Below are 23,548 nucleotides of genomic sequence, written 5' to 3'. Positions count from 1 at the left end.
TGCGAAACCAAATCCCCACCCTCGATTTGGAGTTTGCAACAACCTCCTATAGAGTTTTTACTCGTCGGAAAGCGACGGAAAGCCTGAAGGGTTGTCCGTCAAAACGACACTGCGGACGTAGCTCAGCTGGTAGAGCACCACCTTGCCAAGGTGGATGTCGCGAGTTCGAATCTCGTCGTCCGCTCGCAAGGCACTGTCAAAGCAGGAATTCCCCGGAATTCGGCTTACACGGTGGGTTGGCCGAGAGGCGAGGCAGCGGCCTGCAAAGCCGTATACACGGGTTCGAATCCCGTACCCACCTCGGTGAAAACCATGTCTTCCAGCAGTTGGCTGGATGCATGGGCGATTGGCGCAGCGGTAGCGCGCTTCCCTGACACGGAAGAGGTCACTGGTTCGATCCCAGTATCGCCCACCAGAACAAGGCAACTTGTTTGTTGTTGACGGCCAGGCATCAGCCCGGCAGACAACATGTGCGGACGTAGCTCAGCTGGTAGAGCACCACCTTGCCAAGGTGGATGTCGCGAGTTCGAATCTCGTCGTCCGCTCTCCTACTCGATAGGACCCGGAAACGGGCGATTGGCGCAGCGGTAGCGCGCTTCCCTGACACGGAAGAGGTCACTGGTTCGATCCCAGTATCGCCCACCAGAACAAGGCAACTTGTTTGTTGTTGACGGCCAGGCATCAGCCCGGCAGACAACATGTGCGGACGTAGCTCAGCTGGTAGAGCACCACCTTGCCAAGGTGGATGTCGCGAGTTCGAATCTCGTCGTCCGCTCCAAAAAGAAAAGCAGCTCCCCGGAGCTGCTTTTTTTGTGCCCAACTTCAGCAAATAATCGATTCATTACTTGAAGTAACCGATACCCCTCAGAAGAAGTCGCTTTATCTAATGTGATTAGGCTCGCATAATGTACTGCGAGCTCATCACCGTTCCACGCCAACTGGCAGGAGTACCCCCATGAATCAACAGACGGCTTCCAAGTCCGTCCTGAGGCGCAAGCCGATCGACGACATTGAGGAAGAAAACAAGCACAGCGGACTATTCAAAAGTCTGGGCCTCTGGCAGCTGACGGCCATCGGCGTCGGCGGAATTATCGGCGTCGGGATCTTCTCCCTCGCCGGCCTTGTAGCCCACGGGAGCGAGGGAACTCCGGGCGTAGGCCCCGCAGTTCTGATTTCCTTCCTGATCGCCGGCTTGGCATCCGGCGCCGCCGCGCTGTCCTACGCCGAATTCGCTGGAATGATCCCCCGCGCCGGCTCGGCTTACACCTACGGCTACGTGGCCCTCGGCGAGATCATTGGCTGGTTCATCGGCTGGGATCTGCTGCTGGAATACATCGCGATCGTGGCTGTGGTGGCCATCGGCATCTCCGGTTACTTCGATGCGTTCCTCTCCGGCATCGGAATCCACATGCCAACGTGGATGACGTCCACTGCCGACGAGGGCAAGGGCGGCATCATCAACCTCCCGGCGATCCTGGTCTGCCTGTTGGTCACGTGGATCCTGAGCCGTGGAACCAAGGCCTTTGGCCGGTTCGAACTGGTAGCGGTGGCCATTAAGGTCATCCTGATCCTGTTCATCATCGGACTCGGTATTTTCTACGTCAACGCCGAGAACTACAACCCGTTCATGCCCAGCGGCTTCGGTCCGGTTATCGCCGGCGCCGCAACCGTCTTCTTCGCAGTCTTCGGCTATGACGCCATGAGCACAGCGGCCGAAGAGGCGAAGGACGGCAAGAAGCACATGCCCAAGGCCATTATCTTGTCCTTGATCATCGCCATGCTTTTGTACGTAGCTGCCACGCTGGTCCTGACCGGTATGCAGAACTACAAGGACATCAACCCCACGGCCGGCTTCGCGTCGGCGTTCCAGGGGGTTGGACTGCCCGTCATTGCCACCATCATCTCGGTGTTCGCGGTGCTTTCCATCCTGACCGTCATGCTGACCTTCCTGTTGGGCGTCACGCGCGTGTGGTTCTCCATGAGCCGCGACGGCCTGCTGCCCGGTTGGTTCGCCAAGACGGACCGGCACGGCACGCCACAGCGCGTGACGTGGATCGCCGGCGTTGCTTCGGCCTTCCTCGCCGGCGTTTTCCCCATCAAGGAAGTAGCCGACCTCACCAACATCGGCATCCTGGCCGCCTTCGTGGTGGTCTGCGTTTCAGTAATTGTTTTCCGATACACCAAGCCAAATGCTCCGAGGACGTTCCGGTTGCCGCTCATGCCGATCGTCCCTGCCTTCGGCGTCCTGGCCTCCGCGTTCCTGATGTTCCAACTGCATTGGGAGACCTGGGCCCGGTTTGGAGTGTGGCTGGTCATCGGCCTGGTGATCTACTTCGCGTACGGTCGCAGGCACTCACTGATGAACCCGGACAGCCCGCGCCACAAGGTGGAAAGTAAGCCATTGGCGTAGTTTGTCCACAGCGTCGTCCGCAACCCTTGGCACCCCTGTCAAGTGGTGTTAGGGTCGGACGCGGAGGAGCGAACTGGCTCCGCGATGGAAGGGAGGTGCCCGTGGGTTTAATTGACGACCTGAAGGGCAAGGCTCAGGGTCTCATTCAAGGCAACGAAGAAGCCATCAAGAATGGCATCGAAAAGGCCGGGGATTTTGTGGACAATAAGACGGGCGGCAAGTATGCCGGCCACGTCGACAAGGTCCAGAATGCCGCTTCCGACTTCGTGGCCAAGAACGACGGAAAGCCTGGACAGGCTCCCGTCACGGATGAGCCGAAGCAGCCGTAGCTGCCTGAGCCGCCGTACCAGATACGTCAAGGGGGCACCGGTCCCGCCGAGAGGCGCCACCGGTGCCCTTGGCGTTTAACCGACAGGGCGTCCGCCCGCTGTTCGGGTACGTTGGACTTCATGCGTTCTGTCTCCCCGCCCACCACTCATAACCATGTCAGCCGGGACACACTGGGCCCGCCGATCACCGCCGGCATTGTGACAGCGTTGGTTGGCTTTACTTCATCGTTCGCAGTAGTCCTGGCAGGTCTTCAAGCTGTGGGGGCCAATCAGGCCCAGGCATCCAGCGGTTTACTGGCACTCACCCTGACCTTCGGCCTCGGGATCCTGTGGCTGTCCTGGCGGTCCAGGATGCCGGTCACGCTCGCGTGGTCAACACCCGGGGCAGCGCTGCTCGCCTCCGCTGGAACGGTCGACGGCGGCTGGCCGGCTGCCGTGGGCGCGTTCCTGATGGTCGGGGTACTGATCGTCCTGACGGGATTGTTGCCGGTGTTGGGGCGCCTCATGGCCAGGATCCCTACTGCGCTGGCGCAAGCCATGCTTGCCGGGGTCCTGCTTCCCCTGTGCCTGGCGCCCTTCAAGTCGTTGGGCTCGGCACCGCTCCTCGTTGCTCCGGTGATCTTGTGCTGGGTTGTGCTGATGAAGTTCGCACCGCGTTGGTCTGTCCCAGCATCGTTGCTGGTTGCCCTCGCCGTCATCGGGATCCACATAGTCTCCAACGGAGTCCAGGTACCCCTTCACAGCCTCGTGCCAAGGCTTGAGTGGACAACTCCGGCCTTCTCCCTGGAGGCTGCCGTAGGGCTGGCATTACCCTTGTTCATCGTCACCATGGCATCGCAAAACATTCCAGGCGTCGCAGTCCTGAAGTCGTTCGGGTACACCACTCCATGGCGCCCCTCGATGCTGGTCACCGGCGCGGGCACTCTTGCCGGTGCACCCTTCGGCGGACACGCGATAAACCTCGCGGCGCTCAGCGCAGCGCTGGCGGCGGGAGAGGAAGCAGGCAAGGACCATGGCAGGCGTTGGATCGCAGCGTTCGTTTCCGGACTGGCCTACCTTGTCCTGGCCGCGGCGTCCGCGGCGCTGGTGACGTTGGTGGCCGCAGCCCCGCCAGGACTCCTGGAAGCCGTCGCCGGCCTGGCACTCCTGGGGACTCTGGCCGCCTCCATTTCCTCAGCGCTGGCTGTAGCGGAGGAACGCATTCCGGCTTGCATCACTTTCCTGTTGGCAGCGTCAGGCCTCAGCTTTGCCGGGGTTGGCGCTGCGTTCTGGGCGCTGGCCGGAGGCATCCTGGTGCGCTGGATGCTCAAGAGCCGCGAGCCTGTTCAGAAAGCGTGAATCAGGCGGGTTCGTGGTTTTGCGCCTCACGGGCAAGGGCGGTCAGCCGGGAGACAGCCCGGAAGTACTTCTTGGTGTAACCGCCGGTCATCATCTCTTCGGTAAAGAGTTTGTCGAAGGGGACGCCGCTGGCCAGGATGGGCACATCTTTGTCATAAAGCCTGTCCGCCAGCACTACGAAGCGAAGGGCTACTGCCTGCTCCGTGATGGTTTCGACGTCGCTCCACACCACGGCTTCAACGCCGGAGATGAGTTGACGGTAACGGCTGGGGTGAACCGCAGCCAGGTGATTGACCAGCGTGCGGAAGTCATCCACCGCCACGGTCCTGCCGGCGAATTCGGCCTTCATACGGTGTTTGAGCTCTTCGGTCTTCAGCGGCGCCGGAGCAGCGGGCAATCCACGGTGCCGGAAGTCCTCGCCGTCGATCCTGACAACATCGAACTGGTCCGCGAGAACCTGGATCTCGCGTTGGAAATCGACGGCGGCAAAGCGGCCCTCGCCCAGCGAGCCGGGCAGGGTGTTGGACGTGGCCGCGAGCTTGACGCCGGCGTCGGCCAGTTCACGCATCAGGCGGGACATCAACACGGTATCGCCGGGGTCATCCAGTTCAAATTCGTCGATGCAGACCAGCTTGTAGCTGCTCAGCGCCTCCACGGTCTTGCGGAATGAAAGCGCACCCACCAGGTTGGTGTATTCAACGAACGTACCGAAGGCCTTGGGTCCGGGCGACCTGTGCCACAACGAGGCCAGGAGGTGGGTCTTGCCGACGCCAAAGCCGCCGTCAAGGTAGATTCCTGCTCTGGTGGCCGGCGCCTTCTTGGCGAAGAGCTTCTTGAACAAGCCGCCGTTGTCTTCGGATGCCACTCCGTCGGCGAAGGCCGAGAGGAGCTTCACGGCATTGGCCTGGCTCGGCTGCGAGGGGTCGGGACGGTAGCTGTCGAACGATACCTCTCCGAATCGCGGAGAGGGGTAGAAACCCTTCAGGAGCTCCTCCACGGAGACTGCCGGCGTGCGGGCAGCCAGTTGCTCGATCTGTACCACGGTGGTCCGTTCCTTCGGTATTAGGTCCCCAGCAAGAATACCGGCTTCCGGCGGCCCCGGCGGGACACGTGACCAAGCCCATGTTTCACCGTGTGACCGCAGGGAAGCATTCCTGTCGCCCCGTGGTTAGTGTTGGAAGCAGCCGGGCCGGCACCTGCACCACTCCCCACGGCCAGGCTTCCGTCCGTTGTCAGTGAAAGGCCATCACCATGTCCTACCCCGTTGAACAGAACGAAAAGTTCGCGTCGTACGCGAACCCCGAACGCCTTGTTTCCACCGAATGGCTCGCATCCGCGCTTGCCGACGGCGCTGTTGCCGACGGCAAACTGGTAGTGGTTGAGTCCGATGAGGACGTCCTCCTGTACGAGACCGGCCACATCCCAGGAGCCGTAAAGATCGACTGGCACACCGATTTGAACGATGAGGTCACCCGCGACTACGTCGACGGCGCTGCTTTCGCTGCCCTCGCATCATCAAAGGGAATCTCCCGCGACAGCACGGTTGTCATTTACGGCGACAAGTCCAACTGGTGGGCTGCCTACGCCCTCTGGGTTTTCACTCTCTTCGGCCACGAAGACGTCCGCCTCCTGGATGGCGGCCGCGACAAATGGATCGCCGAAGGCCGCGAGCTGACCACCGAAACTTCACAGCCCGTCGTCGGCGACTACCCGGAAGTAGAGCGCAACGACGCTCCCATCCGCGCTTTCAAGGAAGATGTCCTGGCGCACCTGGGAAACCCCCTGATCGACGTCCGCTCCCCCGAGGAATACACGGGACAGCGCACCCACATGCCTGCCTACCCCGAAGAGGGCGCACTCCGTGGCGGCCACATCCCTACGGCCGCATCCATTCCATGGGCCCGGGCCGCTGCAGAGGACGGCACCTACCGCAGCCGCGAAGAACTCGAAGCCCTGTACCTGGGTGAGGCCGGACTGGCGGCCGGCGACGACGTCGTGGCCTACTGCCGGATCGGCGAACGCTCAAGCCACACCTGGTTTGCGCTCAAGTACCTGCTGGGCTTCGATACCGTGCGCAACTATGACGGCTCCTGGACAGAGTGGGGCAATGCCGTTCGCGTTCCCATCGTCAAGGGTGCAGAGCGCGGTTCCGTTCCGGCCGCCTTCGCACGCAACTAGTCGTCGCGTGAATCCGCCACCGTCCGGAGGGCCCGTAGTGTTGCGGCATACAGAGCGCAATCGCCGCGGTTGTGCGTAAGCTGGAAGAGATGAGTACGTACACTTTGCCCACCGCGCTGGCGGAAATCGTCGATGACTTCCAGGCACTGACGGAGCCTGACCGTCTGCAGCTCCTGCTTGAGTTCTCCAGGGGCCTTCCGGAGCTTCCAGAGCGCCTGAAGGACCACCCTGAGTTGCTGGAGCAGGTTGTGGAATGCCAGTCCCCGCTGTTCCTCACGATCGAGTCGGAGAAGAATCCTGACGGTGCCCGCAAGTACCGGCTCTTCTTCAAGGCTCCCCAGGAGGCGCCGACCACCCGCGGCTTCGCCGGTGTCCTGCACGAGGGACTCGACGGACTTACCGCCGAAGAGATCCTTGCTGTTCCGGACGACATGCCCGAACTGCTGGGCCTGACGCGGGCCATTACTCCCCTGCGTATGCGGGGAATGACGGCCATGCTCGGCCGCATCAAGCGCAAAGTTGCAGCCGCCAGCCGGCTGGAGCACTGAGCCCGCCAGGACACCGAAAGGCGCCACCAGACGGTATGGCCAAGAAAATGGCTTCACAGGGAACGCCGGCTACTGCAGCTCTTGCTGCGGCCGGCGTTTCTTTTGTGCTTCACCCGTACGCCCATGATCCAGCCGCGCCCAGCTACGGCATGGAAGCCGCGGAGGTCCTGGGCATCGAGCCGGAGAGGGTCTTCAAGACACTCATGGTGGAGGTCGAAGGCCGCCTGGCGGTAGCCGTTGTCCCTGTGTCCGGAAACCTGGACCTGAAGTCGGTTGCGGCGGCGTTGGGAGCGAAGAAAGCGGCCATGGCCGATCCCAAGGCCGCTGAGCGCCGCACCGGTTACGTGCTGGGCGGGATATCGCCCGTGGGACAGCGCCAGCCCTCCCCCACGGTCCTGGACGAATCAGCGCTGGGCTTTGACGCCATCCTGGTCTCCGGTGGCCGCCGCGGACTGGACATCGAACTCGCTCCCGCGGACCTCATCCGGTTGACACAGGCCGCCGTTGCGGCCATCGGCACCTCCCCGCCAGCTGATACCAAGCGTCGGCCTTAGCCAGTCTGGCCAGAAGCGCCAGTCAGTCCTGCACCACCCACTGAGCCTGCACCATCCTCCGGACCTGCAGCCACCGGCTGTCCCGGGTTGTTCCGTGGAGCCAATTCCCGCTGCAGCCATGCGTGCACTACGCGTTCCCACCGTTCCGGGTCCACGTTCCATTCCTTGGTGTGCCGCGCACCGTTGAAGGGCTCAAAGGTCACCATTTCCGGGTTCTTCTCGGCGAGGCTGGCGGACGGGCCGAACGGAACGTAGTCGTCGTCGACGCTGTGGATCAACAGCGTGGGGGTCCGCAGCTCAATGGCGCGGGCTTCCCAATCCATGGCCTTGAGGTCAACGGGAGCCGCGAGGCCGGTCAGCCTGCGCCCCAGCGGATGACCCAGCATCAACTGGCCATAACGCCCCACGGTGTAGGGAATCCTGTTCATTTGGGCATGGTGGGCCATGACATTGACCCAGTTGATGACGGGGGCATCCAGCACCAAGGCCCGGATGAGGTGGCGGTGCCTGGAGAGATCGGCTGTCTGCAGGCTGATCGCTCCGCCCATGGACCACCCGAACAGCACGACCTCCCCGGCCCCATGCTCCAAGGCGTAATCAATGGCAGCCTCCACGTCCCGCCATTCAGTGGATCCCAGGCCGTAGCGCCCATCGAGGGCTGATGGGGCCAGGCCGTCGTTGCGGTAGGAGATGAGCAGGCTGTCCAGCCCCAGGCTCCGCGCCGTACGCACAGCCCGGAGGCCCTCAAGCCGCGTGGCGCCACGCCCGTGCACCATAATTGCCCAGACCGGCGCTGCAGCGGAAGCATCAGCGCGGATCAACCATGCCGGCGCCAGCCCGCCGTCGACCTTTATCTCCACATCCTCGGCCGCAAGGCCGATCGACGCCGGGTCCGGGTAGGTAGCGCCGCTCCACCAGCCACGGCGGGCCTCTGCCAGATTGCCACTGTAGACCTCTTCAACCTCGCGGAGGACAGTCTGCTCGGCCGGGGAGTAGGACACGATCCGGCCAATCCGCGCGTGTCCTTGACCGCCGGCGAAGAAGAGACTGAACACGCCGTCGATGGTGGTGTCCGGGGTAGCCGCGAGGATGACCTGGAGCCCCTTGTCGTCCCGGATGACTGCCAGGACCTCCTGGTCCTCATGGCGGGCCGCCGGGGTGATGACGCGCCGTGCAAAGTAGACGGCGAGCGCAGAGGACCCGGCGCCGAGCAGGCCTGCGAGGGTGCCGCCCGCGAGGAAGCCGCCTATGGCCCATTTGGTACGGAGGGACATTTTGTTCTCTGCAGCGTCGCCCGCTGACCCGTGTGTCGATGCCATGCCTCCATTGTTGCCGCTTCCTGGCCACGCCGGGTGCAGGTGCGGGCCGCGCGGCGCACCTGCACCCTGATTCGGTACCAAAGCCTGCGGACTCAGGTTATGCGGGACTACGCTGTAGCCATGAGTGATCCCATAGTCATCTTGACTGAAGAGCCCCTTGGCCCCGACGACCGCGTTAACATCGCCAAACTGGTGGATGGCAGCGACGCGCCCCTTGTTGTCCTGGTTCCCGCCAACACCGAGCGACATCTCCTGGTGGACTTCCTGGAGAATCTTTCGTTGCTGGAGATCGCCAAGGCGTTCCGCGAACTTACAGCGCAGTCACCGGATCCGGCGGCGGAGCGTGCTGAAGCGTCGGAGACGTTGTCGGCCTCCTTGGCGGCGTTGGCCGGTTTGGGTGGCGGCGTCACGGGTGAAGTCGTCGACGGCGGTGCCGTGGCCGGCTTGGTGTCCAAGGTGCGTGCGCTCGATGCCGCGCAGGCCGTAGTGGTCACGCGCCCCCATGCCATCGCCGATACGTTCCACACCGACTGGGCCAACAAAGCGCAGGATCAATTGGGACTTCCTGTCCTCCATCTGTACGCGGGTTCGGGATTTATCGGCGACTCGTGAGCGTTGCACAAGACATGAACACTCCTGAGAACACCAGCAAGACAACTTCTGCGCCTGCGGAGAAAACTGATGCCCAGTGGCGCGAGGAGTTGACCCCCGAGGAATACCGCGTTCTGCGGCAGGCGGGAACGGAGCGGCCGTACACCGGCGAGTACTGGGACACCCACACAGAGGGCGTCTATCAGTGTCGTGCTTGTGGCAGCCAGCTGTTTACCAGCAAGGAGAAGTTCGATTCCCATTGCGGCTGGCCGTCGTTCTGGGCTCCCTTGGCTGAAGGCACGGTCCGCTATCTTCATGACCGCACCATGGGCATGGACCGGGTGGAGGTCCGTTGCGCCAACTGTGATTCGCATTTGGGGCACGTCTTCGAGGGCGAGGGCTACGGCACCCCTACGGACCAGCGGTTCTGCATCAACTCCATCTCGCTCCGCCTGGTCAACCCGGAAGAGAGCTGACGGGTCCGGACGGGCCGGCCATGGGTTCGGTCCGTCCGGAGCTGTTGTCCTGCAGGAGTGCGGGGCGCTGGATCTCGAACTGTGCAGGAACACCCAAAGGGCAAGAGTTGCTTATCCTCGGGGCTTTTTTCAATTAGCAATGCTTTTCGCTTGCTACGCTCGGCCCAGAAGCAACCACTACTTCGGAAAGGGCCGAGCTCCATGACAACCATCGCCACCTCCACCCTCCCGCGTGTCACCGCTGACAACGCCGAGTGGACAACGCTGAAGGCCGCGGCCACAGCACTCCAAGCACACCAGGAACAGGACGGCTCCATCGCCGATCCCTCGGTCCACGGCGAGGCAACAACCCTCGTAGCAACGATCTGCGACGCCGTCACATCTTTGGCTCCCCTGTTCCCCCACGACGCCCGCTACCTGGAGTTGCTGGTGGAGGACTTTGGCCGGTGGGTACAGGGCGGCTTCGGCGTACCGGACTTCCTGGATTCCCTGCAGGCGTTCCAGCCCCAGGAACTGCGCGTTGACGGCCTCCAACACCTGGTGGTCTTCCCCATGTACACGCAGAACGGCAGCACCAACAGGCTGGTCGAAGCCGTATTGATCGAGGTCATCTGGCCTGAGTTCATTGGCGGGCTTGAAGCGGGCGAGTACTCCAACAAGCTGTTCGTCCCCATCCGCTTCATCGATTTCACTCCCGGGTACGACACCAACTCCGCGGTGCTCTTCCCCGAAACCGTTGCTGTGCGCGAGACTCCCACCTTCACCTGGGGCGCCATCTTCGCCGACCGTGAAGCCGCACGCTTCCGCCGCGTCCTCAAGGCAGCAGCAGCAACCACTTCTTTGGAACTTCCAGCAGATGCAGCCCAGTTGATCGAGGACCAGGAACTCACCCAGCGCACGTTCGTCATGTGGGACCTCATCCATGACCGCACCCACATGCGGGGTGATCTGCCTTTTGATCCGTTCATGATCAAGCAGCGCATGCCGTTCTTCCTCTACTCGTTGGAAGAGTTGCGATGCGATTTGACCGCCTTCCGCGAGTCAGTCCGCATCGAGAAGGATGAGAACGCCGATCCTGACGCCAGGAAGCACGCAAAACTTGTTCAGTACGCGGTGATTTTTGACCGGATCTTCCGCTTCGCGATCACCGGCAGCCGTGTCCGCAACTATGACGGACTTGGCGGTCAACTGCTGTTCGCGTGGATGCACCAGCACCACGTCCTTCACTGGACGGACAGCAAGCTCTCCATTGACTGGGAGGATGCTGCTGCAGTAGTGGTTGAACTCGGTGCCAGAATCGAAGAACTCTACTGGCGTTCCATTGACCGGCCGAAGGCCGCCCACTGGTTGGCTGCGTACGAACTCATTTCCGGCACGGTGACTGCCCACCCGGCGTCTGTGTGGGCCAAGGGACCGGATGCCCTGCCGCTGGACGGTCCTCCCCGCGGGCTCACCGACCAGGTCCTTGACGACGAGTTCCCGCTGTCCATGTTCTACGAAGCACTGGAGAAGAAGATGCGTCCCGTGATCGAATCCACTACGGGCATCACCGGCGCGACGGCGGCCTGATGCCCACACTGACCATCCTTGTGACCGGCGGCAGCAGCGCGTCCGGCATTGCTGCCGCGCGGGCTTTGGGGGCCGCCGGTCACCGGGTCTTCACTGTGGGCTCGGACGACTTGCGCATCCAGGAAGCGGCGAATGAAGCCGGCCATGGAGTGGTCCCCCTGGTGTGCGATCTCGCTTCGTATGAGGCTGTTCGCGACCTCGCGGACGGGCTCTCCGGCCACGGCGTTGAAAAGGTGGATGGAGTCATCCACTTGGTGGGCGGTTGGCGTGGTGCGAAAGGCATCGAAGACCAATCCGATGAGGATTGGGATGCCCTGGAACGGGGCGCGATCACTACCCTGCGCAACGTCTCCCGGGTGTTCTACAGCCAGCTCGAGGCATCCCCGCAGGGCCGGTTGGCGATGATCTCCTCCACCTCCGCGTCAGCCCCTACTGCCGCTGCCGCCAGTTACGCCGCGGCAAAGGCTGCCGCTGAAGCCTGGACCCTTGCAGTGGCTGACGGGTTCCGCCGCGCGCAGGCGGACGGCCGGCCGGACAGCCAGCAGCAGCCAGAAGGCCAACACAGCGCAGCCGTCATCTTCGTGGTCAAAGCCCTGGTGGATTCCGCAATGCGTGCCGCGCATCCGGACAGGCGGTTCCCCGGCTATACGGACGTCGAGGACCTGGCGGCCGCCGTCGTCGGACTGTTCGAAGAACCGGCCGCAAACCTCAACGGCCAGCGCATCCTGCTGGCCAAATAGACTTGAAAGCGTGAATGAACAAGTGACGAGCACAACAGAGGCCATCCACCGCGCCAACAGCGCCAACACGATGGTTGGGAACAGCCAGCTCCATGACCCATCGGTTCGTGGATTTGCCTCCGACAACTATTCCGGCGTGCACCCGGAGATCCTCGCAGCACTGGCAACCGCCAATGGCGGGCACCAGGTCTCTTACGGCGAGGATGTGTACACCGCACGGCTGCAGGAGGTGCTGGAGCAGCAATTCGGGCCGGGCATCGAGACCTTCCCGGTCTTCAACGGCACCGGCGCCAACGTCCTTGCCCTGCAATCCCTCCTTCCCCGGTGGGGAGCGGTGATCTGTGCCTCCACCGCGCACATCAACATGGATGAGAACGGTGCACCCGAACGGGTGGGCGGGATCAAGCTCCTCCAGGTTCCCACCGAGGACGGCAAACTCACCCCCGAGCTGATTGATCGCGAAGCGTGGGGCTGGGGTGACGAGCACCGGGCCCAGCCTTTGGTGGTCTCCATAACCCAGACCACTGAACTGGGTACCTGCTACACCCCTGAAGAAGTGCGGGCCATCGCGGACCACGCCCATTCCAAGGGCATGAAGCTTCACATGGATGGCGCCAGGCTGGCGAACGCAGCCGCTCACCTTGATGTTCCCCTCCGGGCCTTCACGCGCGACGCCGGCGTGGACATCCTGTCCTTCGGCGGCACCAAGAACGGGCTCCTTTTTGGCGAAGTAGTAGTGGCACTCAACCCGGAGGCGGCTGATGGCCTGAAGTTCCTTCGCAAGATGAACATGCAGCTCGCCTCGAAGATGCGCTTCATCTCAGCCCAGTTCATTGCCCTGCTGGAGGATGGACTGTGGTTGCGTTCGGCCGCCCACGCCAACGCCATGGCAGCCCGCCTGCGGACGGCCATTGAAGCGATCGACGGCGTGGAGCCCACCCAGGCGACGCAGTCCAACGGCGTCTTCGCCATCCTCCCGGCCGGCGTTGCCGACCGCCTGCGCAAGAGCTTCGCCTTCTACGATTGGGACGCCGCCAGAGGTGAGGTCCGGTGGATGTGCTCCTTTGACACCACAGAGGAAGACATCGACGCCTTCGTTGCTGGCATCAAGCGGGAGCTGGCCTCCCGGTAACCCCGCGCATCCGGGGCGGCGAGCCTGCTGGGAATCGCCGCCCCGGAAGCATAACCTGCGAGGGTGAACGCCCTCGCACAGGTTCCCTCGGACTTTCTCCTCGCCTTGGGAACACTTCGAAAAGCCCAATGCCGCAGCGAATTGCGGCTTGATGAGATCCCTGCGCCCGCCCGGCTGGCCCCGTACGCGGTGGCTTTGGGTGCGGAAGTTTTCAGCCCCACTGCGGCTACGCGCCGCGTTCCCGTCCACGGGCCGGCGGCAAAGGCCTTCGCAGCGAGCCAGGCGAACACGCCGGCGAGCGAGGACGACGACGAACTGGCCACGGGCCGGTTCATCCTCCTCTACGATCCCGATGGTTCACCGGTGTGGGAAGGTGAATTCCGTATTGTCACCTACATCCGGGCCCAAATGGACGCTGAGATGGGCAACGACTCCATGCTGGGCTCCGTCGCCTGGACGTGGTTGGTGGACGCCCTGGAGAACCACGCAGCCCCGTATCGCGCGGCTGGGGGCACGGCAACAAGGATCCTTTCCGAGAGCTTTGGCACACTGGCCGAACGCCCGGACACCATAGACATTGAACTGCGCGCTTCATGGACCCCTGCCGGCGCTGACGTCCAGGCGCACTTGGAGGCCTGGTCTGACATGGTCTGTACTTTCGCCGGGCTTCCTCCCCTTCCGCCGGGCGTCACTGGACTTCCCAACAGGAGGCTGAATTGACCACTGTTGACACGTCGCCCACGGCGGCCAATACATGGTCAGCACCGCGTCCCGGCGAGAACCCGGCGTGAATCGGTAAGCTTAAGCCACCATGACCCCTGAAAATCTGGATAAAACCACAGCCGGCGATCCGGTTGCTGATCCCACCACCCACATCAAGGTAGACGGCTTTGACAGCCACGTCCCCGAAGTCATCGATCTCGATACGCCACGCGAAGGCGTCCCCCTGGTCATCGACACTCCGGCCGGACTTGAACGATGCGCCGCCGCCATCGCCGCCGGAACAGGACCGGCCGGCGTGGACGCAGAGCGCGCCTCCGGCTTCCGTTACGGCCAACGCGCCTTCCTGGTGCAGATCCGCCGCGACGGAGCGGGAACCTGGCTGATCGACCCCGAGCCTTTCGACAACCTGGACATCATCAACGAGGCTCTCCGAGGCGTCGAATGGATCCTGCATGCAGCCACCCAGGACCTTCCCTGCCTGTCCGAACTCGGCATGTGGCCCGACAAACTGTTCGACACCGAACTTGCCGCCCGCCTTGCCGGCCTTCCCCGCGTAGGCCTGGCGGCCGTCATCGAGCAACTCCTCGGATTCGGCCTGGCAAAAGAACATTCTGCAGCCGACTGGTCCACCCGCCCACTGCCCGAGCCTTGGCTCCGGTATGCAGCGCTCGACGTCGAAGTTCTTGCGGAATTGCGCGAAGAGCTCATCGAGTTGCTGGAGGCGGACGGCAAGCTGGAGTACGCCGAACAGGAATTCGCCGGCATCCTTGCCGCCGGTATTTCACCGCCCCGCGTCGATCCCTGGCGGAAAACGTCCGGGTTGCACCAGATCCGGGACCGCCGTCAGTTGGCAGCAGTCCGCGAACTCTGGCAGGAGCGCGATCAGCTGGCACGTAAACGCGATGTGGCGCCGGGGCGCCTGATTCCTGATTCGGCCTTGGTGGCCGCCGCGAAAGCCATGCCCACCACTGTCCCCCAACTACTGGCCACCAAGGGATTCCACGGCCGCTCTGCCCAACGGGAGGCACCGCGCTGGCTGCGATGCATCACCATCGCCCGCACCCTGACTGATCTTCCGCCCTTGCATCTGCCCACCAACGCTCCACCGCCGCCGCGGGTGTGGGTGGACCGCGACCCGGAGGCTGCAGCACGCCTGGCCACCGCCCGGCCCGCGCTGCAGGCCAAGGCTGACGAACTCAACCTGCCGGTGGAGAACCTGCTGACACCGGACTTCCTGAGGCGGATTACCTGGCGGCCACCGTCGGACATATCCCTGGAAACGGTATCTGCTGAATTGCGGGAGCTGGGTGCCCGCGAATGGCAGGTCTCCTTCGCCGCACCAATCCTCACCGACGCCTGCTTGAACCCCAAACCCCTGCCGGCCAAAGAATCCAAAACGAAGGACAGCCGGCAGGCACAGGAAACCCAACAGTCATCGGACTCCGCCTGAGTCTGTCCAGACTGCCGGGCCCGTCACCCGAACTACGGTTCGCAGCGGCGGGCCTTTCGCGTCTCCAGGGTCACTCGGCAGGAGGCCGACACACCTTGCACCGTAAGTTACCGGCGAGTAACATTGCGTTAATGCCAACCGGAGCACCCGCGACGCGGGCCGGCGCCATGTCTCAACGAGGAGTTAATACATGAGTCCATCACGCAGTGCCCAAAGGAATGTCCGCGATGTCGTTTTCGTGGACGGAGTCCGCACCCCGTTCGGCAAAGCCGGCGACAAGGGAATCTACGCGGGCACCAGGGCCGATGACCTCGTGGTGAAGTGCATCCGCGAACTGATGCGGCGCAATCCGTCCCTGCCAGCAGACCGCGTGGACGAGGTAGCCATTGCCGCCACCACGCAGACCGGAGACCAGGGCCTCACCATCGGCCGCACCGCCGCGTTGCTGGCCGGCCTCCCGCGCACCGTTCCCGGCTTCGCCATCGACCGCATGTGCGCAGGCGCCATGACGGCGGTCACCACGACGGCGAGTGGCATCGGCTTTGGCGCCTACGACGTCGTCATCGCCGGCGGAGTGGAACATATGGGCAACCACCCCATGGGCGCCGGAGCCGACCCCAATCCGCGGTTCATGTCCGAGCGGCTGGTGGACCCGGCTGCCCTGAACATGGGCAACACGGCAGAAAACCTGCACGACCGGTTCCCGGCCATCACCAAGGACCGCACGGATGCCTATGCCGCTGCTTCGCAAGCCAAGCTCGCCGCAGCGTACTCCAACGAACAAATACAGCACGACCTCGTCCCCGTGGCCACCATGAAGCCGGGCCAGGGCTGGGCGCTCCACACCACGGACGAACCCCCTCGCCCCGGAACCACGGTGGCCGACCTCGCCGAACTTCGCACCCCTTTCCGTGCCCACGGCCGCGTCACTGCCGGAAACGCCGCTGGCCTGAATGACGGCGCGACGGCGGCCGTTCTCGCGTCGGCCGAAGCCGCCGAGGAGCTGGGACTCTCCGTCAAGATGCGCCTTGTCTCCTACGCCTTCGCGGGCGTCGAACCGGAGGTCATGGGCATTGGCCCCGTTCCGGCGACGGAAAAGGCGCTCAAGAACGCCGGACTGGGAATAGAAGACATCGGGCTCTTCGAGATCAATGAAGCCTTCGCGGTCCAGGTACTGAGCTTCCTGGACCACTTCGGCATCGCCGACAATGACCCCCGCGTCAACCGCTATGGCGGTGCGATCGCCGTCGGACATCCGCTTGCTTCCTCCGGCGTCCGCCTGATGAACCAGCTGGCCCGGCAATTCGAGGAGGATCCCACAGTGCGCTACGGCATCACCACTATGTGCATCGGCCTGGGCATGGGTGCAACAGTGATCTGGGAGAACCCGCACCACCCCGACTACGCTTCCTCCACCGCTGAGACCGCCACCACCGAAGGAGCCGCCGCATGAGCGCCGCCGAATTCCAGAAGCTCGCCGCCCTCTTCCCTGACGAAGTGGTCACCCACTCCTACGTGCAGGACATTCAGCTGCCGGGTGGCGCAGGAACCTTTGCGCTGATCACCCTGGACAATGGCTTGGACCACTCCAAGCCCACCACGCTGGGCCCCAACACGCTGGTTGAACTGGGCGGCGTCCTGGACCAACTCAAGGAACGCGCTTCACGGGGTGACATCGTGGGTGTCGGTGTCACGGGCAAGCCTTACTTCCTGGTGGCCGGCGCCGACCTGTCGGCCGTCAAAACGCTCAAGGAGCGCGAGCACGGCCTCTGGATGGCACAGCTTGGCCACGCCGTCTACAGCACCCTGGCAAATCTTGGCGTGCCAAGCTTCGCCTTCATCAACGGCCTTGCCCTGGGCGGCGGACTCGAAATCGCCCTGCAGTCGACGTACCGGACCGTCTCCACCGGTGCCGGCGCCTTGGCCCTCCCCGAAGCGTTCATCGGCCTCGTGCCGGGGTGGGGTGGCGTCTATATCCTGCCGCGCCTCATCGGTCCCGAGAACGCCGTCAAGGTGATGATCGAGAATCCCCTGAGCAACAACCGGACACTCACCGGACCGCAGGCATTCGAGCTGGGGGTGGCCGATGCCATCTTCGAGCCTGCCGACTTCGTGGAACAGTCGCTCGCATGGGCGGCAAAGGTTATTTCAGGCGACGTCACACCTGAGCGGAAGAACTCCGTAGATGCCGCGGACGACGCAGTCGCTGGGCGGTGGGCAGCCGCAGTTACCGCTGGACGGGCTTTTGTGGAGTCCAAGACCTCCAATGCCTCCCCTGCCCCGGCAAAGGTCCTGGACGTCATGGAAGCCAACCGCACCATGACACAGGCGGAATCGGCAGAGCTCGAGTGTGAGACCCTCGCAGGGCTCATGCAAACGGACGAGTTCCGCTCCACTGTGTACGCTTTCCTGGACCTTGTCCAGAAGCGCTCAAAGCGTCCTGCAGGGGCCCCTGACCGCAAGCTTGCCCGCCCGGTCACCAAGGTCGGCGTGGTAGGCGCAGGGCTCATGGCAAGCCAGCTGGCCTTGCTGTTCGCCCGGCAGCTGAAAGTCCCTGTAGTGATGACCGACATCGATCAGGCGAGGGTGGACAAGGGCGTTGCCTACGTCCATGCCGAAGTGGACAAGATGCTGGCCAAGAAGCGGATCAAGCCCGACGCCGCCAACAGGACCAAGGCGCTCATTACGGGTTCCGTCTCCAAGGAAGCCTTCGCCGACGCCGACTTCGTCATCGAGGCCGTTTTCGAAGAACTGCACATCAAGAAGCAGGTCTTCGCGGAGGTTGAAGCAATTGTTTCTCCCGAATGCATCCTGGCCACCAACACGTCTTCGCTGTCTGTCACTGCCATGGCCGAGGACCTGAAGCACCCGGAACGCCTGGTGGGCTTCCACTTCTTCAACCCGGTGGCTGTCATGCCCCTCCTGGAGATTGTGCGGGCACCCAAGACGGACGACGCCGTGCTGGCCACCGCCTTCGAACTCGCCAAGGGTCTCAAGAAGACTGCGGTGCTGGTCAAGGATGCCGCAGCCTTTGTGGTCAACCGCATCCTGCTCCGCCTCATGGGTGAAGTCATCGCAGCGTTCGACGAAGGAACACCTGCCGACGTCGCTGACAACGCCCTGCGTCCCCTGGGGCTGCCGATGTCGCCGTTCACCCTGGCTGCCATGGTTGGCCTGCCGGTCGCCCAGCATGTGCAGGAGTCCCTGCACACAGCGTTCGGCGACCGGTTCCCCGTCTCGCAGAACCTGCAGAAGCTCATCGACAACGGAGTAAAGTCACTATGGGTCCCAGGCCCCGATGGGACTCCTGTTATCCCGGCTGAGACTTTGGCCATTATGTCCTTCGGCGACACCCCGTCCACCGGCGAGGACGTCCTTCGACGCACGCAGGATGCCCTGGCCGAGGAAATCGGGCTCATGCTCGCCGAGGGCGTGGTCTCCGGACCGGAAGACATCGACCTTTGCGTCATCATGGGCGCCGGCTGGCCGATGTTCCTCGGAGGCATCACACCGTACCTGGATCGCGTGGGCGCTTCGGAGCGGGTCAACGGCAAGAGGTTCCTCGCCCCCGGCGTCGCATCAGCCCCTGCCTGATCCGTCCCTCTCTCACATCCCGGGCCCTTAAACCGATCGCTCTCTCACATCCCGCAGCCCAAACCGGAACGCTCTCTCACCGAGGTGGGAGAGCGTTCCGTTTTAGGGTCTGTTTTCTGCGAGAGGGACGCCCGACGGGGGGCGGGATGTGCTAGCGGGCTAGAAGAGTGCAACCTTCGGCGTCCGCGGGAAGATCTCATCCAGCTCCGCGAGGTCTTCCTTGGTAGGTACCCAGCACACAGCTTCGGCATTTTCGCGGATCTGCTCCGGACGCGTGGCGCCCGCGATCACGCTGCCGACACCGGGCTGCGCGGCAAGCCAGGAGAAGGCCAGCTGCAATTCACTGATGTCCCGCTCCTTGGCGAACTGGCCGAAGCGACCCAGCTGGTCCCAATCGGCGTCGTCCACCAGGTTGGTGCGGGTGTGGCTCAAGCGGGAACCTTCAGGGGCCTTGCCCGCAGAGTACTTTCCGGTGAGCAGCCCGTTGGCCAAGGGGAAGTAAGGAAGGACGCCCAAGGAAAAGGCTCCCGCCGCGGGAAGCACCTCGAGTTCTGCGCGCCGGTCCAGGAGGTTGTAATGATTTTGCGTCGAGATGAAGCGCGCGCCCCCAAGCTGGCGCCCGACGTACTCCGCTTCAGCGATCTGCCAGCCGGCAAAGTTGGAATGGCCGATGTACCGCACCTTGCCGCTGGACACCAGGTCATCCAAGGCGGCCAGGGTCTCCTCGATGGGCGTCCGCGCGTCCGGGGTATGGAACTGGTAGAGATCGATCCACTCTGTGTCCAAGCGGCGGAGCGATGCTTCCACGGCCCTCACAATGTAGCGGCGCGAACCGCGGGCGTCGAAGTCGTTGCCGTTGACTCCACGCATGTCCATGCCGAACTTGGTGCCGATGACTACGTCGTCACGCCGGCCCTTGAGCGCCTTGCCCAACATGGCCTCGCTCAGTCCCGGCTCGCGGCCGTAGACATCGGCAACGTCAAAGAAGGTCACTCCGGCATCAAGCGCGGCATGGACAACGTCGTCCGTGCCCTCCTGGGACTCGGTGGGTGTATTGGCGCGTCCAAGATTGTTGCAGCCCAGCCCAACAGCTGAGACAGTCAATCCGGAATGGCCAAGGCGTCGGTATTCAGTCATGAAATCAGCCTAGCCGCCGCTGTAGGAGATTCCCGATTCCTCCATGGCATCCTCAAGCTGGGCGATGGCCACCGGCCCCATGCCGTGGAGCTTGGAGATTTTCACCTCTCCGAATTCCGCCAACTGCTCCAGGGTCTCAATTCCTTCGTGCGCCAAAGCCCGTCTCGCCGGTGCAGCGAGGCCCTTGGGCAGTGGTGTATGTCCGGGCCAGTTGCTCTTGGACGCCATGGAAGTCCCTCCTGGTGCGTTGGGGTGCTACTTAGAGAGTAAAGCCCACGCCCTGCTTGGGCGAGTGCTTCAGCCGGAAGGCGTCGGGCTCGCTGTGGGGCGCCGCAGCGATAGTGAGTTTGGTGAAGTCAAGGTCCTCACCACGAACACAGATCTTGATGGCATTCACGGCCTTGTTGACGTCCGGGCAGAGGCAGAAGATGTTCAAGTGGCCATTGCCTATTTCGGACCGGTCCACGATGCCCAACCCGCGCCATGCCAGTTCCCCTGTCAGGGCGGCCTTGGCTTTCCGTTCAAGATGACGGTCCCGCTCGGTGCCGTCCTTGGTCTTGAGGGCAATCTGGGCAACAACCCAGAACTGCTCCGACTCTGGAATCTCCGCGTATCCGTCTTCCTCGCACTGCGCAGCGAATGCCGACATCAGGCCCTCCACCGAGGATTCGTCCTCCACGCCGGTTTCGTCGGTTTTGCTCTGATGACCCACCACGCCGTGATTAATCACGAACTGCTGGTCCTCGTCGTCGTACCAGGCTTCCCGGAAGTGAAGTACTCCCTCATCGTCCCGCTTGTACGTGCGAATAATGCCGCTCATGCCCGTCCTTTTCTGAACCATTCGGCGCTGGTGCTGGCACCAGTGACGTCGAACGGTGCTTTCATGGCCGCTACAGCCTCCAAGAGGGCGGCGCATTCCGTGCGCATAGCGGCCACTGTGTCGTGCGGATAGCCCATGGCCACCCGGTGCTGCTCAAACTCGTCTTCATCGTCAACAAACACACCGTGCCGGGTGGAACGGATCACGTCCAAGTCCATGTCGATCATGTGGAACTCCGTGACGCCGGGCCTGATGGTGTTCCAGCCGTGGGACGTGGCGAGGTCAACGTAAATGCGGAAGTCCCCCGGGTACGTATCGTCGTAAAAGGTCGCCACAAACTCGCCGGTCCTCGGGACCAGCAGGACAGCGTCCGAAGCCGTGTAGAAGGCTGCCCCGGGACGGGAACAGAACTCCCCCGCGCCCTGGAAAATCCACCAGCCGTGAAGGTCTTCGCCAAGATACCGGCCAGGCACCACCCAATGGGCTTTGCCGTTCCATTTCCTGTTCCTCGACACAACGAGGTCACCGGGCTGCAGTGCGCCCGGTCCGGGGTTATTCATCACAACGTGGGCAGACTGCCGGTGGTGGGGTGTTCCTGGCCTGGGAGGGGCCTCGCGAAGGGGACCTTGGTCCCCAGAACCTGGGCTACGACGTCGTGCGTTATCTTCTGGGCGGTGAGTCCAACGCGTTCCAGGACCTGGCTCCGGGAGCCGTGGACCAGGAACTCCACAGGCAAACCGACTTCATTGAGGGCCGTATCCACCCCCGCAGCACGCATCTCCTGCCGGATGCGGGAGCCAACACCACCGGCACGCACGCCGTCTTCAATGCAGATGACCAAGCGATGGCGGGCAGCGAGAGCAATGATCGATTTACGGACGGGAAGGACCCAACGGGGGTCCACTACCGTGGAACTGATGCCTTGGGCACCCAGCCGGCCGGCCACATCCAGCGCGAGCTCAGACATGGCGCCGACGCTGACGATGAGGACATCGTTTTCGGTGGATCCCTCGGGTCGGCGGGCAAGGATGTCAACGCCGTCGTGAAGCCGTTCAATCGCTTCAACTTCGGAACCGACGCTGCCTTTGGAGAACCGCACCACCGTGGGGGCGTCGTCAACCGCCACAGCCTCCCGCAATTCTTCCCGGAGCCTGGTGGCATCGCGGGGTGCGGCCAAATGGAGTCCCGGCACGATCTGGACCATCGCCATGTCCCACATGCCGTGGTGGCTGGGGCCGTCCGGGCCGGTGACGCCGGCCCGGTCCAGGACAATCGTGACGCCGGCCTTATGCAGGGCCACATCCATGAGGAGCTGGTCAAAGGCCCGGTTCAGGAAGGTGGCATAGACCGCCACCACGGGATGCAGGCCGCCGAAGGCCATGCCTGCAGCAGACGTGAGGGCGTGCTGCTCAGCGATGCCGACGTCGATGACGCGTTCCGGGTGCCGCTCAGCAAATTTGTGCAGGCCCACGGGGATCAGCATGGCGCCTGTAATGCCCACGATGTCCTCGCGCTCATCAGCGATGTCCGCGATCTCCTCAGCGAACACCGAGGTCCATGACCTGGCGCCAGGCATCTCCGTGGACTCGCCCGTTTCGGGGTCGATGATTCCCACGGCGTGGAATTGGTCTGCCTCGTTGGCCAGGGCCGGGGCATAACCGTGGCCCTTCTCAGTCATCGCGTGCACGATCACCGGGCCTCCGTAAGCCTTGGCGGTGTTCAGCGCATTCTCCATGGCCTGGAGACTGTGCCCGTCCACCGGACCGATGTACTTCATGCCCAGGTCCTCGAACATGCCTTGGGGAGCCCACCAGTCCTTGATGCCCTTCTTCATGGCGTGCAGGCTCTTGTAGGTGAATTGCCCGGCGGGACCGCCGTTCTGGAGCTTTTTCTTCCACCAGTCCAGCATCCGCTCGTACGCCGGAGTGGTGCGCAGGGAGTCGATGGTGGGGCGCAGTGAAGCGAGGTAGTCGGCAAAGCCGCCAACAGTGGGTGCGTAGGAACGGCCGTTGTCATTGACCACAATGACCACACGCCGCCGTTTGTCAGCGGCAATGTTATTGATGGCTTCCCACGTCATGCCACCGGTGAGTGCGCCATCGCCCACCACCGCGACGACGAACCGGTCACCTTCGCCGGTCAGCTGCCGGGCCCGTGAAATGCCGTCGGCCCAGGACAGGGAGGACGAGGCGTGGGAGCTCTCCACAATGTCGTGCTCTGATTCAGCGCGCTCCGGATATCCGGAGAGCCCACCCTGCTGGCGGAGGGTGCTGAAATCCTGGCGGCCGGTAAGCAGTTTGTGCACGTAGGACTGATGCCCGGTGTCGAAGACAATGCTGTCCCGCGGGGACTCGAAAATCCGGTGGACGGCCAGGGTGAGTTCAACGACACCAAGGTTTGGACCCAGGTGTCCGCCTGTCGCGGCTACGTTGGTGATCAGGAATTCCCTGATTTCGCCGGCCAGTTGTTCCAGCTCGGTGCCGGACAGTTTGGCCAGGTCCTGTGGATCCTTGACGGTTTCCAAAAGTCCCAACGGCCCTCCTTAGGGTGAATGACGTGCTTGTTAACTTTAGCGCGTGCCCGGGCCTGCGCGTTTCCCACCGCGACGATCCGCATCGCGGCGGGACCAGGACGCCAACA

General features: G+C 63.3%; 22 protein-coding genes and 6 tRNA genes. 21 read left to right on the top strand and 7 right to left on the bottom strand.

Annotated features, from left to right (window positions below):
• Nucleotides 1–111 precede the first annotated feature (111 nt).
• The 9 genes from ABQM86_RS09490 (at nt 112) to ABQM86_RS09450 (ending at nt 4,077) form a co-directional block, all read left to right on the top strand.
• Nucleotides 112–184, top strand: a tRNA-Gly gene (locus ABQM86_RS09490).
• A 46-nt stretch (nt 185–230) separates the two neighbouring features.
• Nucleotides 231–301: transfer RNA gene (locus tag ABQM86_RS09485), tRNA-Cys, on the top strand.
• Nucleotides 302–340: 39 nt separating this feature from the next.
• Nucleotides 341–415 (top strand) — tRNA-Val (locus ABQM86_RS09480).
• A gap of 57 nt (nt 416–472) precedes the next feature.
• A tRNA-Gly gene (locus ABQM86_RS09475) sits at nt 473–545 on the top strand.
• Nucleotides 546–570: 25 nt separating this feature from the next.
• Nucleotides 571–645, top strand: a tRNA-Val gene (locus tag ABQM86_RS09470).
• A 57-nt stretch (nt 646–702) separates the two neighbouring features.
• Nucleotides 703–778: transfer RNA gene (locus tag ABQM86_RS09465), tRNA-Gly, on the top strand.
• A gap of 177 nt (nt 779–955) precedes the next feature.
• A complete protein-coding gene (locus ABQM86_RS09460; RefSeq protein ID WP_280627765.1) occupies nt 956–2,410 on the top strand; it encodes an amino acid permease in 1,455 nt (484 codons plus the stop codon).
• Between the two features lie 95 nt (nt 2,411–2,505).
• On the top strand, nt 2,506–2,739 hold the full coding sequence (locus tag ABQM86_RS09455) for an antitoxin (RefSeq protein WP_207597196.1): 234 nt from the start codon (nt 2,506–2,508) through the stop codon (nt 2,737–2,739).
• A gap of 120 nt (nt 2,740–2,859) precedes the next feature.
• On the top strand, nt 2,860–4,077 hold the full coding sequence (locus ABQM86_RS09450; protein WP_207597195.1) for a benzoate/H(+) symporter BenE family transporter: 1,218 nt from the start codon (nt 2,860–2,862) through the stop codon (nt 4,075–4,077).
• Between the two features lies 1 nt (nt 4,078).
• Here the strand turns inward: ABQM86_RS09450 and zapE are convergent, their stop codons facing one another.
• Entirely contained in the window at nt 4,079–5,119 is a 1,041-nt protein-coding gene (zapE, locus tag ABQM86_RS09445; protein ID WP_207597194.1) for a cell division protein ZapE, read from the bottom strand.
• Nucleotides 5,120–5,328: 209 nt separating this feature from the next.
• On the opposite strand from zapE, the gene ABQM86_RS09440 reads away from it, so the two are divergent.
• The 3 genes from ABQM86_RS09440 (at nt 5,329) to ybaK (ending at nt 7,357) form a co-directional block, all read left to right on the top strand.
• Nucleotides 5,329–6,255, top strand: coding sequence for a sulfurtransferase (locus ABQM86_RS09440; protein ID WP_207597193.1), 927 nt, complete (start codon nt 5,329–5,331; stop codon nt 6,253–6,255).
• An 89-nt stretch (nt 6,256–6,344) separates the two neighbouring features.
• Nucleotides 6,345–6,803 carry a SufE family protein gene (locus ABQM86_RS09435; protein WP_198318399.1) on the top strand — a complete coding sequence of 153 codons (459 nt, stop codon included), beginning with the start codon at nt 6,345–6,347 and terminating at the stop codon, nt 6,801–6,803.
• Between the two features lie 35 nt (nt 6,804–6,838).
• The gene (gene ybaK, locus ABQM86_RS09430; RefSeq protein ID WP_369746455.1) at nt 6,839–7,357 is read left to right on the top strand and encodes a Cys-tRNA(Pro) deacylase; all 519 of its coding nucleotides are present in this window, start codon (nt 6,839–6,841) and stop codon (nt 7,355–7,357) included.
• Here ybaK and ABQM86_RS09425 read toward each other — a convergent pair.
• Nucleotides 7,354–8,676, bottom strand: coding sequence for a S9 family peptidase (locus ABQM86_RS09425; protein ID WP_242703578.1), 1,323 nt, complete (start codon nt 8,674–8,676; stop codon nt 7,354–7,356). The genes ybaK and ABQM86_RS09425 overlap by 4 nt on opposite strands.
• A gap of 120 nt (nt 8,677–8,796) precedes the next feature.
• Here ABQM86_RS09425 and ABQM86_RS09420 point away from each other — a divergent pair, with 120 nt between their 5' ends.
• From ABQM86_RS09420 to ABQM86_RS09380, 9 genes are all read left to right on the top strand, one after another.
• Complete coding sequence (locus ABQM86_RS09420) at nt 8,797–9,288, top strand: hypothetical protein (RefSeq protein ID WP_280627761.1); 492 nt, start codon at nt 8,797–8,799, stop codon at nt 9,286–9,288.
• A 14-nt stretch (nt 9,289–9,302) separates the two neighbouring features.
• Nucleotides 9,303–9,743 (top strand): peptide-methionine (R)-S-oxide reductase MsrB, encoded by a 441-nt coding sequence (msrB, locus tag ABQM86_RS09415; RefSeq protein WP_369746656.1) that lies wholly within the window; start codon nt 9,303–9,305, stop codon nt 9,741–9,743.
• 201 nt (nt 9,744–9,944) lie between these two features.
• Nucleotides 9,945–11,312, top strand: a complete 1,368-nt coding sequence (locus ABQM86_RS09410) for a DUF6421 family protein (RefSeq protein WP_207597190.1) — start codon at nt 9,945–9,947, stop codon at nt 11,310–11,312.
• Nucleotides 11,312–12,052, top strand: a complete 741-nt coding sequence (locus ABQM86_RS09405; protein WP_369746454.1) for an SDR family NAD(P)-dependent oxidoreductase — start codon at nt 11,312–11,314, stop codon at nt 12,050–12,052. The genes ABQM86_RS09410 and ABQM86_RS09405 overlap by 1 nt, the downstream gene beginning before the upstream one ends.
• A 70-nt stretch (nt 12,053–12,122) precedes the next feature.
• The gene (locus ABQM86_RS09400) at nt 12,123–13,184 is read left to right on the top strand and encodes a low specificity L-threonine aldolase (RefSeq protein WP_369746655.1); all 1,062 of its coding nucleotides are present in this window, start codon (nt 12,123–12,125) and stop codon (nt 13,182–13,184) included.
• Nucleotides 13,185–13,247: 63 nt separating this feature from the next.
• The gene (locus ABQM86_RS09395) at nt 13,248–13,904 is read left to right on the top strand and encodes a DUF3000 domain-containing protein (protein WP_337340926.1); all 657 of its coding nucleotides are present in this window, start codon (nt 13,248–13,250) and stop codon (nt 13,902–13,904) included.
• 91 nt (nt 13,905–13,995) lie between these two features.
• Nucleotides 13,996–15,357 carry an HRDC domain-containing protein gene (locus ABQM86_RS09390; protein WP_207597187.1) on the top strand — a complete coding sequence of 454 codons (1,362 nt, stop codon included), beginning with the start codon at nt 13,996–13,998 and terminating at the stop codon, nt 15,355–15,357.
• A gap of 190 nt (nt 15,358–15,547) precedes the next feature.
• The gene (locus ABQM86_RS09385; RefSeq protein WP_207597186.1) at nt 15,548–16,810 is read left to right on the top strand and encodes an acetyl-CoA C-acyltransferase; all 1,263 of its coding nucleotides are present in this window, start codon (nt 15,548–15,550) and stop codon (nt 16,808–16,810) included.
• The gene (locus tag ABQM86_RS09380) at nt 16,807–18,951 is read left to right on the top strand and encodes a 3-hydroxyacyl-CoA dehydrogenase NAD-binding domain-containing protein (RefSeq protein ID WP_369746453.1); all 2,145 of its coding nucleotides are present in this window, start codon (nt 16,807–16,809) and stop codon (nt 18,949–18,951) included. Before ABQM86_RS09385 ends, ABQM86_RS09380 begins: the two co-directional genes overlap by 4 nt.
• Nucleotides 18,952–19,110: 159 nt before the next feature.
• On the opposite strand, the gene ABQM86_RS09375 is transcribed toward ABQM86_RS09380, so the two are convergent.
• The 5 genes from ABQM86_RS09375 to dxs are packed head-to-tail and all read right to left on the bottom strand — an operon-like array spanning nt 19,111 to nt 23,441.
• Complete coding sequence (locus ABQM86_RS09375) at nt 19,111–20,088, bottom strand: aldo/keto reductase (RefSeq protein WP_369746452.1); 978 nt, start codon at nt 20,086–20,088, stop codon at nt 19,111–19,113.
• Between the two features lie 9 nt (nt 20,089–20,097).
• Nucleotides 20,098–20,316, bottom strand: a complete 219-nt coding sequence (locus ABQM86_RS09370; protein WP_207597183.1) for a hypothetical protein — start codon at nt 20,314–20,316, stop codon at nt 20,098–20,100.
• Between the two features lie 31 nt (nt 20,317–20,347).
• A complete protein-coding gene (locus ABQM86_RS09365) occupies nt 20,348–20,908 on the bottom strand; it encodes a hypothetical protein (protein ID WP_207597182.1) in 561 nt (186 codons plus the stop codon).
• Nucleotides 20,905–21,468, bottom strand: a complete 564-nt coding sequence (locus ABQM86_RS09360) for a DUF402 domain-containing protein (RefSeq protein WP_369746451.1) — start codon at nt 21,466–21,468, stop codon at nt 20,905–20,907. The genes ABQM86_RS09365 and ABQM86_RS09360 overlap by 4 nt, the downstream gene beginning before the upstream one ends.
• Nucleotides 21,468–23,441: a 1-deoxy-D-xylulose-5-phosphate synthase gene (dxs, locus tag ABQM86_RS09355; protein ID WP_207597180.1), complete on the bottom strand. Its 1,974-nt coding sequence runs from the start codon at nt 23,439–23,441 to the stop codon at nt 21,468–21,470. The genes ABQM86_RS09360 and dxs overlap by 1 nt, the downstream gene beginning before the upstream one ends.
• Nucleotides 23,442–23,548: the final 107 nt, after the last annotated feature.

Origin of the sequence: Paenarthrobacter sp. AMU7 (assembly GCF_041200195.1) — a bacterium.
Lineage (GTDB): Bacteria > Actinomycetota > Actinomycetes > Actinomycetales > Micrococcaceae > Arthrobacter.
The sequence above is the reverse complement of the archived record's forward strand: the minus strand, read 5'-3'. Positions and strand labels throughout refer to the sequence as shown.